This is a genomic window from Mycolicibacterium novocastrense (assembly GCF_001499835.1).
Taxonomy (GTDB): Bacteria; Actinomycetota; Actinomycetes; order Mycobacteriales; family Mycobacteriaceae; genus Mycobacterium; species Mycobacterium novocastrense.
On record NZ_LQIH01000023.1, the window covers coordinates 177,251 to 189,398 of the forward strand.

Sequence of the window (12,148 nt, forward strand, 5' to 3'; positions counted from 1 at the left end):
CGTACAAGGGTGAGCGCTCAGCCATTTCTGCGGCCGCGGCGGTACGACTTGGTACCGTCGTCGGCATGACTCGGATAAGCGCCTTCGGCGACGACGCCCTCGGCGATCTCGATGCGGTCGGTCTGGTGGAGGCGCTGCAGTCGGGCGCGGTGTCGCGGGCCGAACTGGTCGATGCCGCGATCGCCCGCACCGAGGCCGTCGATCCGGCGCTCAACGGGCTGGCGCACGAGGCATTCGAGCAGGCCCGCGCCCGGGCTGCCGCACGGCCCTCCGGTGGCTACTTCAACGGCGTTCCGTCCTTCCTCAAGGACAACGTCGCGGTCGCCGTGATGCCGACGATGAACGGCACCGACGCCTGGGATCCGCGCCCGGAGCGGTCGCACGGCGACTTCGCGCGTTCGTTCCTGGCGACGGGCCTGGCTCCGCTCGGCAAGACGCAGATGTCGGAATTCGGTTTCAGCGCGTCGGCCGAGCATCCGCGGCTGGGCCCGGTGCGTAATCCGTGGAACCTCGAGCACACCGCGGGCGCGTCGTCGTCGGGTTCGGCGGCGTTCGTGGCCGCGGGGGTGGTGCCGATCGCGCACGCCAACGACGGCGGCGGATCGATCCGAATTCCCGCCTCCTGCAATGGTTTAGTGGGACTCAAGCCGTCGCGGGGTCGGCTGCCCCTGGACAAGAAGTTGCGGCAGATGCCGCTTCGCATCGTCGCCAACGGTGTCGTCACCCGCTCCGTGCGCGACTCCGCGGCGTTCTACCGCGAGATCGAGCGGGTGTACCGCAACCCGGCGCTGCCCGCGATCGGCAACATCACAGGGCCTGGAGCCCAGCGGCTGCGCATCGCGGTGTGCACACAGTCGATAGCGCGCGAGGCGAGCCCGGAGGTTCGTGAGCTCACGTTGAAGAACGCCGCTTTGCTCGAGGAACTCGGGCACCGGGTCACTCTCATCGACAATCCCGTGCCGTCGCACTTCATGAACGACTTCCTGCTCTACTGGTCGTTTCTGGCGTTCGCGATCGTGCGCAGCGGGCGCACGTTGGGCCCGAACTTCGACCGTGAGCGCCTCGACAACCTGACGCGCGGACTCGACCGCCACGCTTCGCGGAACCTGCACCGGGTACCCGGGGCGCTCGCGCGGTTGTCGCGGATGCGCCAGGTCACCGAGCGCGTCACCCGGGACCACGACGTCATACTCACCCCGACACTTGCCGACGTCGCGCCGCGGATCGGTCATCTCGACCCGACCCTGGACTACCAGACGATCATCGACCGGCTCGTCGAGTGGGTGGCGTTCACACCTCTGCAGAACGCCACGGGGGAGCCGGCGATCTCGCTGCCTCTCGCCGAGTCCGCGTCGGGGCTGCCGGTCGGCATGATGTTCGCCGCGCCGGTGGGGCAGGAGGCCCGGCTGCTCGGGCTGGCGTACGAACTCGAGGAGGCGCGTCCCTTCAAGCGCATTCAGGACCCGCGCTGAAGGGAGCGGCAGACCTCGGCGGTGGCGCGAGAAAGGGACTGGGGTCCCTCGCGAAGTGCCCGCTCGATCGGCGTGCCCTCGGCGGTGATCGCGACGAGTCGCTCGACGCCGTGGTCCAGCAGCACGGCCGCATCGGGGGCGACCCGGCCGGCGAAGATCACCACCCGGGCCCCGGCGCGTAGCGCCGCCTGCGCCACGCCGAACGGCGTCTTACCCATGACGGTCTGCGCGTCGACGCTGCCCTCGCCGGTGAACACCCAGTCCGCGCCCCGCAGCGCCCGTTCGAGGCCGACGGTCTCGGCCACCTCTTCGACGCCGGATCTGCTTATCGCACCGAGGAATTCGACGAGCGCGAAACCCACCCCGCCGGCCGCGCCCGCGCCCGGACGTTGCGGTTGGGTGCCGCCGAGTGTCGCCGACGCGACGGCGGCCAGCCGGGACAGCCCGGCCTCGAGTCGCACCACGTCGTCTGGGCCGGCGCCCTTCTGCGGACCGAACACCGCGGTGGCGCCGCTCGGGCCCAGCAGGGGCGCGGTGACGTCGGAGGCCACGCGGATCCGGGTGTCGCGCAGGCGCGGATCCAGACCGCTCATATCGATGCGGTCGAGGCGTTCCAGATCGGCGCCGCCGGGCGACAACGGTTTGCCGTCGGCGTCGAGGAACACCGCGCCCAGCGCGGTGAGCATGCCCGTACCGCCGTCGTTGGTGGCCGATCCGCCCAGGCCGATCAGGAAGTCCTCGGCGCCGCGGTCGAGGGCCGCACGGATCAATTGGCCCACTCCGAAGGTGCTCGCGGACAGGATGTTTCGTTCCTCGGGGGCAATGAGCTCCAGGCCCGCCGCGGCCGCCATCTCGATCACCGCCAACTGGCGCAGCGGCACGTAGCCGAACCGTGCGATGACGGTGCGGCCCAGCGCATCCGACACCGGCACCTGGACGCGCTCACCGTGCAACGCGTCAACCACGGCGTCGACGGTGCCTTCGCCACCGTCGGCCATCGGCACGCCGATGACTTCGGCTTCCGGAAGCACGGCTGCGACGCCGGCCGTCATCGCGGCCACCGCTTCGGACGCCGTCATCGACTCCTTGAATGAGTCAGGCGCCAGGACAATCTTCATCGCTGGCCACAGTTGACCACACTGTCCGTTCTGCTGCCACCGCGGGACGGCGCTATCGCTTCTTGGCGACGCCCTCGGCCATCATCGTGACGATCTCGTGCATGATCGCGCTGATGTGTAGCGCGGTGATCTGCGACGGGTCGAGGTGGGGCACGAAGCACACCACGTCGCCGCCGACGATGTCCATGCCGCGAAAACTGCGCAGAATCCTCAGCATCTCCCGAATCGTCAACCCGCCGGCCTCCGGGTCGGCCACCGCGGGCGCATCGGAAAGCGTCAGCACGTCCAGATCCACTGTCACGTAGACCGGCCCGTCTCCGATAACCTTGCGAATCTCCTGCGTCGCAGCGGGTATGCCGATCTCTTCGATTTCGTCGAGGGACAGCAACCGGTAACCGGCTTCCTTGGAATAGTCGTCCATGTTCGGATGCACCATCGGGCCGTTGAGGCCGACGTGCACATAACGGGACGCATCGATCAAGCCCTCTTCGTTGCCGATCCGGAAGCCGTTACCGGCGTGGCAATGCACACCCGCCGAATCACCGTATGTGTCGGTGTGCGAGTCGAAATGGATGATGCCGATCGGCCCCTTGCGCCGAGAGTTCGGGCCGGCGATCGCCCGCAGGACCGGCAGCGTGCAAGCGTGGTCCCCGCCGATCGTGAACGGAAGAACTCCGGCGGCATCCATTCGCGCGTAGAACATCTCGATGTCGAGGACCGCTTGGTCGGCCAACGTGGGTGTGGGAATCGGCACATCCCCGAAATCGCGAATTCGGGCCAGTTCGAAGGGATTGATGCCGAACTCGCGGTGACCGCGGTGGTAGGCCTGCGATCGGTGGCGGACGGCGCGGGGGCCAAGGTATTGGGTCCGCTCGACCGGATTGACCGCCAGAGGTAGCCCCACCAACGCGATGTCGGCCTTGGTGAAGTCTGTTTCGATCTCACACCCCAGCAACTTCGGGAATCCGCTCCAATAGAAATATCCTTCGAGCAGATGCACTGCCTCTTCAGCGCTGGGAGCAAAGCTCATGAGCGCGATCCTCTCCTCGCGGGCCGTGCAAGCTTAGCCTCGGCGGGTGCGGCCGACATGGGATCTCGCAAAAATTGACGTACGCGATATTAACGGCCGCTAGTCAGTCCCGAGCGTCGCCAGGATCTGCTTGAATTCGCGCTGCTGTCGCTGCGTCAGATTCGCCATCAACTTGCGCTCAGCTTCGCGAACGCCGGAATCGGTGCGCTTCAACAACTCCCGGCCCTCGCGTGTGAGCTGAGCGGGCAGCGACCGTCCCGACGACACGCTCGCGGGTCGCGACACGAGCCCGCGGTCCTCCAGGCCGCGCAGCACCATGTTCATCGCCTGCGGTGAGACGTTGAAGTCGCGGGCCAATTCGGCGTTGGACCGGCCTTCGTATTGGGACAGCATGCGCATGCACAGGTACTGGGGGAATGCCACGCCCAGGGGCTCGAGGACCGTCGCCTTCACCTCGCTGCGCAGCGCCTTGGCCACCCGGGACAAGAGGAAACCCAGCGGTTGATCCTCCAGCGCTCCAGTCATGTCAACCATATTGACATATATCAACCACATTGATATCAACGATTCATGACCGAACCGACGGGCGAAATGTTCGACAACGCGTACAAGGGCGAGATGCCGGAAATGAGCGGCGGAAAGCCGCCGTGGAGCATCGGAGAGCCGCAGCCGGAGCTCGCACCCCTCATAGAACAGGGCAGATTCCACGGCGATGTGCTCGACGCGGGATGCGGTGAGGCCGCGCTGGCCATCCACCTCGCCGAACGGGGCTACACCACGGTCGGTCTGGACCAGTCGCCCACCGCGATCGAGCTGGCCAGGCAGGAGGCCGCCAAGCGCGGGCTGACGAACGCCACCTTCGACGTCGCCGACATCAGCGACTTCTCGGGCTACGACGGCCGGTTCGGCACGATCGTCGACTCGACGCTGTTCCACTCGATGCCCGTGGACCTGCGCGACGGCTACCAGCGTTCGATCGTGCGGGCCGCCGCCCCCGGCGCGTCGTACTTCGTGTTGGTGTTCGACCGGGCGGGGATGCCCAACGGTCCGGCCAATCCCGTCACCGAAGACGAACTGCGCGATGTCGTCTCGAAGTACTGGACGATCGACGAGATCAGGCCGGCGCGCATTCACGGTGTCTTCCCGGACGGATTCGAGGAGTTCTTCCCGGCGCTCGACATCCGCGACGAGCCCAAAGGCCGCAAATCCGTGCCTGCCTGGCTGCTGAGCGCGCACCTGCCTGACTGACGCGGCGAGTCGCGACCCACTCGCCGCCCTGACACCCGCCATGAGGCAGGATGAGGGAGATCTCAGCGAGGACCCGTAAGGAGTCGGATGGCGGATCCCAACGTCGCCGGTCAGGCGGCTCCGAACTCCGAAGTCGCCACCCGGGCGGCTCCGGACACGAGCAAACCCAACGGAGCCGCCGCAGGTTCCATCCGTCCCATGTACAGCCGCGTACTGCTCAAGCTGGGCGGCGAGATGTTCGGCGGTGGGGAAGTGGGCCTCGATCCCGACGTCGTGCACCTGGTGGCGCGTCAGATCGCCGAAGTGGTCCGCAGCGGCGTGCAGGTGGCCGTGGTCATCGGCGGCGGCAATTTCTTCCGCGGTGCACAACTGCAGCAGCGCGGCATGGAGCGCACCCGCAGCGACTACATGGGGATGCTCGGCACCGTCATGAACAGCCTGGCGCTGCAGGACTTCCTGGAGAAGGAAGGCATCGCGACCCGGGTGCAGACCGCCATCACGATGGGTCAGGTCGCCGAACCGTACATCCCGCTGCGGGCCGTGCGGCACCTCGAGAAGGGCCGCGTCGTCATCTTCGGTGCAGGCATGGGTCTGCCGTACTTCTCCACCGACACCACCGCCGCCCAGCGCGCGCTGGAGATCGGCGCCGAGGTGGTGCTGATGGCCAAGGCCGTCGACGGCGTCTTCACCGCCGACCCGCGCCACAACCCCGACGCCGAACTGCTCACCGCGATCAGCCACCGGGAAGTCATCGACCGCGGTCTGAAGGTGGCCGACGCCACCGCGTTCAGCCTGTGTATGGACAACGGCATGCCGATCCTGGTGTTCAACCTGCTCACGGACGGCAATATCGCCCGGGCGGTCGCGGGTGAGAAGATCGGAACACTGGTCACCACCTGACACTCCCGCGCGCCGGGGAGCGAAGGTGCGCACGCGAGACCGGTGATGACGCGCACAGACGAAGGAGAAGGACCGTGATCGACGAAACCCTCTTCGATGCCGAGGAGAAGATGGAGAAGGCGGTGTCGGTCGCGCGCGATGACCTGTCGTCGATCCGCACCGGCCGCGCCAACCCCGGCATGTTCTCCCGCGTCAACGTCGACTATTACGGATCTCCCACGCCGATCACCCAGCTGTCGAGCATCAACGTGCCCGAGGCGCGGCTGGTGGTGATCAAGCCCTACGAGGCGGGCCAACTGCGCAACATCGAGGATGCGATCCGCAACTCCGATCTCGGCGTGAACCCCACCAACGACGGCAACGTCATCCGCGTGGCGATCCCGCAGCTGACCGAGGAGCGCCGCCGCGACCTGGTCAAGCAGGCCAAGGCCAAGGGTGAGGACGCCAAAGTGGCAGTACGCAACATCCGCCGCAAGGCGATGGAGGAACTGCACCGCATCAAAAAGGACGGCGAAGCGGGCGAGGACGAGGTGTCGCGCGCGGAGAAGGATCTCGACAAGTCCACCGCCACCTACACCCACCAGATCGACGAGCTGGTCAAGCACAAAGAAGGCGAGCTGCTGGAGGTCTAGTGACCGATCAGCACGAGGGACCCGTGGCAGAGACGCCGGTCGACGAACCGCCCAAGAAGAAGTCGCGGGCGGGTCGCGACCTGCCCGCCGCGATCGGGGTCGGCGTCCTGCTCGGCGCCATGGCGATCGGCATACTCCTCTTCTGGCCGATCGGATGGCTGCCCGTGCTGGCGGTGTTCATCCCGATCGCCACCCACGAGGTGATCCGCCGGCTGCGCGAGGCCGGATACGACCTCCCGGCGATTCCGTTGCTGCTCGGTGGCCAGGCGATGATCTGGTTGAGCTGGCCGTACGGGCCGGCCGGGGTGCTCGGGGCATACGGCGGGACGATCGTCGTCTGCATGGTGTGGCGCCTGGTCGGGCGCGGCTTGCGCCACCAACCGGTCAACTACCTGCGCGACATCGCCGCCGCGGTGCTGCTGTCGACGTGGGTGCCGTTGTTCGCCAGCTTCAGCGCGCTGCTGATCTTCCAGGACCACGGCGGCGGCAGGGTGTTCACGGTGATCGCGACCGTCGTGTTCGCCGACATCGGCGGCTATGTGGCGGGTGTGCTGTTCGGCAAGCATCTGATGGCGCCGGCGATCAGCCCGAAGAAGTCGTGGGAGGGCCTTGGCGGCTCGCTGGTGTTCGGCACCGCCGCGGCCGTGGTGTCGGTGACGTTCCTGATGGACAAGCCCGCCTGGGTCGGCCTGCCCCTGGGGCTCATGCTGGTGATCACCGGTGTGCTCGGTGATCTGGTCGAATCGCAGGTCAAACGCGACCTCAAAATCAAGGACATGGGCACGTTGCTGCCCGGCCACGGCGGCATCATGGACCGCATCGACGCGATGCTCCCGTCGGCCGTGGCGGGTTGGATCGTCCTGACGCTGTTGGCGTGACGTCCCGCCGAGCTGGGATACTGGCCTGAGCTCATGCCCACCTCGTTGCCGCTCGTCTTCGACGCCCCGCGCCGCGCCATGCCGCCGCGGCACTTCGCCGACCTCGACGACGCGGGCCGTGCCGCGGCCGTCGGTGACCTCGGGCTGCCTGCGTTCCGGGCCAAACAGCTGGCCAACCAGTATTACGGCAGGCTGATCGCCGATCCCCACCAGATGACCGACCTGCCCGCCGGCGTGCGCGACCAGGTGGCCGGCGCGCTGTTCCCCGCGCTGCTCGATGCGGTTCGCGAGATCGAGACCGACGGGGGTGAGACCCGCAAAATGCTGTGGCGCGCGGTCGACGGCACCACGTTCGAGTCGGTGCTGATGCGCTATCCGCAACGCAACACGGTCTGCATCTCGTCGCAGGCCGGGTGCGGGATGGCCTGCCCGTTCTGCGCGACGGGTCAGGGCGGGCTCAAGCGCAACCTGTCGGCGGCCGAGATCCTCGAACAGGTACGGGCCGCCGCGGTGGAGTTGCGTGACCGCGACGGCGACGGCATCGCGCCCGCGGCACGGGGAGGGCGGCTGTCCAACATCGTGTTCATGGGTATGGGCGAGCCGCTCGCCAACTACAACCGCGTGCTTGCCGCGGTGCGACGGATTATCGCCCCCGCTCCCAACGGTTTCGGAATCTCCGCCCGGTCGGTCACGGTGTCGACGGTCGGGCTGGCGCCTGCGATCCGCAAGCTCGCCGACGAACGGCTCGGGGTCACGCTGGCGTTGTCACTGCACGCCCCGGATGACGAACTGCGCGACACGCTGGTTCCGGTGAACAACCGGTGGAAGGTGTCCGAGGCGCTCGACGCCGCGCGCTATTACGCCGACGTGACGGGCAGGCGAGTCTCGATCGAGTATGCGTTGATCCGCGACGTCAACGACCAGCCCTGGCGGGCAGACCTTCTGGGTAAGCGACTGCACGGCGCGCTCGGCCCGCTCGCGCACGTCAACGTCATCCCGCTCAATCCGACGCCCGGCAGCGAGTGGGACGCCAGCCCCAAGCCGGCCGAACGCGAATTCGTCCGACGCGTGCGCGAGCGCGGTGTGTCCTGCACCGTTCGTGATACGCGGGGCCGCGAAATCGCCGCCGCCTGCGGGCAATTGGCGGCTCAAACCTGAGCTGGCGGCATCCAGGCCGACGTTTTGGCGGGTTTCGTGCGCGCGTTTCCGCCAAAGCGTCGGTCTCGGCGTCACTGACTCGGGGGATTGGTGAACCAGACGTTCTCCTCGACCAGCCGACGGCTGCGCCACCCGTCGGGTGTGCGGGCGAGTTCGTGGTGGTAATACCCGCCGCAGAAGCTGGGCTCGGTCATGCCCGGCAGCTGCATCGGGTTGTAGAACATCGCCCGGACCCGCGCGGTGTCGCCTTCGATTTCGGCCTCGATGTTGGTGATGTGGTGCAAACTCCACGCGATCACGCCGAAGTTCGCGGCGAACCAATCGACGACCTCGTCGCGGCTTCCGACGACGGCGCCGGCCGACGAGTAATCGATATGCGCGTCGTCGGTGAACACCGAGCGGTACAGTTCCCAGTCCTTGGTGTCGACGGCGCGGGCGTAGCGGTACAGCAGCGCGGCGATCTCGGCGTCGTCGCGGACCCGCCGGTCATCCATTAGTCGGGCATGCCGATCGTCTTGGCCTCGAGGTATTCCTTGTATCCCTCTTCGCCGTTGCGGTAGCCCAGGCCGGACTGTTTCGTGCCGCCGAACGGGCTGTTGATGCCGAAGTGGCTCTTGCCGTTGATCGTCACGTTGCCGGTGCGCATGCGGCAGGCCACCGCGAATGCGCGGTCCACGTCACCGCTGGACACCTCACCGGACAGGCCGTAAATCGTGTTGTTGGCGATCGCGATCGCTTCGTCATCGGTGTCGTACGGCGTGACCGTGAGCACCGGGCCGAAGATCTCCTCTTGAGCCACTTGCGAATTGGGGTCCACATCGGCCAGCAGGGTCGGCTGGGTGTAGTAGCCGATCGGCAGGTTCTCGGGGATGCCGCCGCCGGTGACCAGCCGCGCGCCCGAGTCGATGCCGCTCTTGATCAGGCCCAGCACCTTCTGGCGCTGGGTCGCGCTGATCTGCGGGCCCTGCATGTTGCCCGGCGTCCACGGATCACCGACCGGGAAGCCCTCCATCATCGTCTTGAGGATCTCGATGCCCTCGTCATAGCGGCTGCGCGGCAACAGGATCCGGCTGGGCAGGATGCAGGACTGCCCGCTCATCACGCACGCCATCATCGCCGCCATCGACAACGCCGAGTTGAAATCGGCGTCGTCGAGCACAATGTGCGCGGACTTGCCGCCCAACTCCAGCAACGTCTTCTTCACCGTCGCCGCACCCGCGGCCAGGATCGCCCGCCCGGTGGCCGTGGACCCGGTGAACGTGATCATGTCCACCCGCGGATCGGCCGACAGCGCCGCACCCACCTCGTTGGCGTTGGAGACCACCACGTTGAAAACCCCGGCCGGGATGTCGGTCTCCTCGGCCACGATGCGGCCGTACTCGCTACCCGACCACGGCGTGAGCTGAGCGGGTTTGAGCACCACGGTGTTGCCGGCCATCAGCGCGGGCACGGTCTCGGCGACGTTGAGGTAGAACGGCACGTTCCACGGGGTGATCGCCCCGACCACCCCGACCGGCTCGTAGTGGATCTTGCGCCGCGCCGGGCCCAGCGGTGTCTCGTGCACACCGTTGTCGACCAGGTAGTCGAACGCCTTACCGTGTTCGGCCCAGTGCTTGACCTCCTCGATGGGGCTCTCGATCTGACTGCCCGACACCGAGACGGGGCAGCCGACTTCGGTGATCAGGATCCGGCGCAACCGCTCCTTGTTGCGTTCGAACGCCTCGTGCAGCTGGGTCAGGCAGTGATAGCGAAACTCCAGATCGCGCGACCAGTCGGTTTCGTCGAACGCGCGCCGCGCAGCACCCACCGCACGTGCCATGTCCTCGACGGTGCCGTCGGTGGCCACCCCGGCCACCTGCTCGCTGGCCGGATGGATGACATCGAACGTCGCACCACTGGCGGTGGTCTGCATTTCGCCGTCGATCAACATCCGCTCGTCACCGGCGAGCACACCGGTGTCATTTTCAACCTGGGTCATGCCGACTACTTTACAAATTTTTGCGCAAGTGTCAGCCGTTCGGCTTGATCCCGGTGGCGTGGCGCAGCTGCGCCAGGAACTGGTCGTCATCATCGCTGCGGACGATGTAGTGGGAAATGGCCACCCGAATTGCGGTGGCCGCCTTGACCGCTGCGTTCGGCCCGCTCAGCAGTTTCTGCAGCCGCGCGCGCATGATCGGGATGATTTTCGTGAGCTGGGAGATGACGACCTCGGGTTCGATGTCGACCAGCCGCACACCCGAGTACGAGTGCTGGTATTCGACGATGAACCGCAGCGCGGCGTCCAGCTTCTCGGTGCCCCGCAAACCGGCCGTCGCCTTGCTGATGCCGTTGTCGAAGAGGTCGCGCTCGTAAACGCCGAACGCGTCGAGCAGTTCACCTTTGGAGGCGAACCAGCGGTAGAGCGTCGGGCGGGACACGCCGGCCTGCAGCGCGACCTCCGACAGACTGAGCTTGGTCTGCCCGCTTCGAGCCAGTACCTCCGAGGTCGCCACGAGAATCCGGTGCCGCGTCGAGGTGTCCTCGGGTCCGAGTGCGTCGCGCAGCGCTTCGTTCACGGGGCAAGCGTAGATCCTTAGTCACATCGACTTCTGGAGTACTGCGACAGTGTCGAGATCTTGCAGCGCCGCGACCGCTCGGCGCAGGCCCTCGAGCGCGATGCCCTCATCCTGCATACCGCCCATTCCCGCGGTGATCAGCGCGGCGACGTAGGCGTAGAGGGCGCCTTGGCGGTATCGGTCCCACAACTGGCCGCTGTCCAGCTCGGGGCCGCCGCATGCCGCGAGCTCCCGGCGGTAGACGTCGAGCAGGTCGCGTTGGTGCGCCTGACGATCGGCGGGCGTCATGCTGGTGACCAGCGTGTAGGCCAGCTCGCGGTTGGGATGACCGCGCCGGACGGCTTGCCAGTCCAGCAGGCCCGCTTCGCCGTTGCGGAAGTACACGTTGCCTGGATGCGCGTCGCCGTGCATCACGGTGTGCGGCGGCTCGTCGATGAGCCGGGCCACCGCACGGTAGTGCTCGTCGATGAAGCGTCCGGCGTCGACCGCGATATCGGTGCGCTCGGCGATGCGGCGCGCCGACGTCTTCAACAATGGCCCGGTGAGCAACGACGCGGTGTCCCCCGATGCGGTGTAGAGCCAATCGGGCACCCGGTCCCAGAAAGTCGCGTGCAGCCTCGCCAGCAGCTCGACGATCTTGGCGGCCCGGTCGGCGCTGATCGGGTGCAAGGTGTCGGGAAACTCGCATTCGTCGGCGGGTAGATCCTCCAGAACCAGAACGTAGCGACCCGTCACCGGGTCGAACGCCGAGCCGTGACAGGCCGGGACACCGGTCAGTCGCGGGGAGAGTTCGCGGTAGAAGCGGGTTTCGGTGGCGCCGAGCCGCCCCATCTCGCCCATCAGGCGGGTGGCGACGGTCTCGGCGGCCAGCTTGACGAACACCGTCGGCGGGACCTCGTCGCCGGTGAGGGCGAGCCGGGCACGCGCCGAGGTGCCCGAGTCGCCGCCCAGCACCGACACCGCGGTCACGCGGCGGCCGATGATCCGCGACAGGGCCCGCGCGTTCAGGTCGGACACGGATCGGGGAAGTGACCGGAGACGGCCGATCGCGGCGTCGGTGGCGATACGTTGTACACCGCGGCCCAGATGTGCGGCCAGGCCGACCACCGGCGTAGCGTGCTTCACCACGCCAGTTTACAAATTCGCAAATTAATGTA

13 protein-coding genes are annotated in these 12,148 nt (G+C 67.2%); 6 read left to right on the forward strand and 7 right to left on the reverse strand.

Translation table 11 applies throughout. The annotated features are described in order from the left end of the window. The first annotated feature begins 65 nt into the window (after nt 1-65). A complete protein-coding gene (locus AU072_RS17235) occupies nt 66-1,472 on the forward strand; it encodes an amidase (protein ID WP_064414901.1) in 1,407 nt (468 codons plus the stop codon). On the opposite strand, the gene AU072_RS17240 is transcribed toward AU072_RS17235, so the two are convergent. The 3 genes from AU072_RS17240 to AU072_RS17250 form a co-directional block, all read right to left on the reverse strand. Then, complete coding sequence (locus AU072_RS17240) at nt 1,457-2,590, reverse strand: glycerate kinase (protein WP_064414902.1); 1,134 nt, start codon at nt 2,588-2,590, stop codon at nt 1,457-1,459. The two genes, AU072_RS17235 and AU072_RS17240, sit on opposite strands and share 16 nt — an antisense overlap. 52 nt (nt 2,591-2,642) lie before the next feature. Beyond that, a complete protein-coding gene (locus tag AU072_RS17245) occupies nt 2,643-3,620 on the reverse strand; it encodes an arginase family protein (protein ID WP_064414903.1) in 978 nt (325 codons plus the stop codon). Nucleotides 3,621-3,719: 99 nt separating this feature from the next. Further along, nucleotides 3,720-4,145 (reverse strand): MarR family winged helix-turn-helix transcriptional regulator, encoded by a 426-nt coding sequence (locus AU072_RS17250; protein WP_064415029.1) that lies wholly within the window; start codon nt 4,143-4,145, stop codon nt 3,720-3,722. A 45-nt stretch (nt 4,146-4,190) separates the two neighbouring features. Here AU072_RS17250 and AU072_RS17255 point away from each other — a divergent pair, with 45 nt between their 5' ends. From AU072_RS17255 to rlmN, 5 genes are all read left to right on the forward strand, one after another. Then, complete coding sequence (locus AU072_RS17255) at nt 4,191-4,868, forward strand: class I SAM-dependent methyltransferase (protein ID WP_064414904.1); 678 nt, start codon at nt 4,191-4,193, stop codon at nt 4,866-4,868. A 198-nt stretch (nt 4,869-5,066) separates the two neighbouring features. Further along, nucleotides 5,067-5,768, forward strand: a complete 702-nt coding sequence (gene pyrH / locus AU072_RS17260; RefSeq protein WP_064351200.1) for a UMP kinase — start codon at nt 5,067-5,069, stop codon at nt 5,766-5,768. 74 nt (nt 5,769-5,842) lie between these two features. Then, on the forward strand, nt 5,843-6,400 hold the full coding sequence (gene frr, locus AU072_RS17265) for a ribosome recycling factor (protein WP_064414905.1): 558 nt from the start codon (nt 5,843-5,845) through the stop codon (nt 6,398-6,400). Beyond that, nucleotides 6,400-7,278, forward strand: a complete 879-nt coding sequence (locus AU072_RS17270) for a phosphatidate cytidylyltransferase (protein ID WP_064414906.1) — start codon at nt 6,400-6,402, stop codon at nt 7,276-7,278. The genes frr and AU072_RS17270 overlap by 1 nt, the downstream gene beginning before the upstream one ends. A 33-nt stretch (nt 7,279-7,311) precedes the next feature. Continuing rightward, nucleotides 7,312-8,436 carry a dual-specificity RNA methyltransferase RlmN gene (gene rlmN / locus AU072_RS17275; RefSeq protein ID WP_064414907.1) on the forward strand — a complete coding sequence of 375 codons (1,125 nt, stop codon included), beginning with the start codon at nt 7,312-7,314 and terminating at the stop codon, nt 8,434-8,436. Nucleotides 8,437-8,507: 71 nt separating this feature from the next. On the opposite strand, the gene AU072_RS17280 is transcribed toward rlmN, so the two are convergent. From AU072_RS17280 to AU072_RS17295, 4 genes are read right to left on the reverse strand one after another with little or no spacing between them, the layout of a single operon-like run. Next, a complete protein-coding gene (locus tag AU072_RS17280; protein ID WP_064414908.1) occupies nt 8,508-8,930 on the reverse strand; it encodes a nuclear transport factor 2 family protein in 423 nt (140 codons plus the stop codon). Next, nucleotides 8,930-10,414 carry an aldehyde dehydrogenase family protein gene (locus tag AU072_RS17285; protein WP_064414909.1) on the reverse strand — a complete coding sequence of 495 codons (1,485 nt, stop codon included), beginning with the start codon at nt 10,412-10,414 and terminating at the stop codon, nt 8,930-8,932. Before AU072_RS17285 ends, AU072_RS17280 begins: the two co-directional genes overlap by 1 nt. Before the next feature lie 31 nt (nt 10,415-10,445). Further along, a complete protein-coding gene (locus AU072_RS17290) occupies nt 10,446-10,991 on the reverse strand; it encodes a TetR/AcrR family transcriptional regulator (RefSeq protein ID WP_064414910.1) in 546 nt (181 codons plus the stop codon). Nucleotides 10,992-11,012: 21 nt separating this feature from the next. After that, nucleotides 11,013-12,116 (reverse strand): phosphotransferase, encoded by a 1,104-nt coding sequence (locus AU072_RS17295; protein ID WP_064415030.1) that lies wholly within the window; start codon nt 12,114-12,116, stop codon nt 11,013-11,015. Nucleotides 12,117-12,148: the final 32 nt, after the last annotated feature.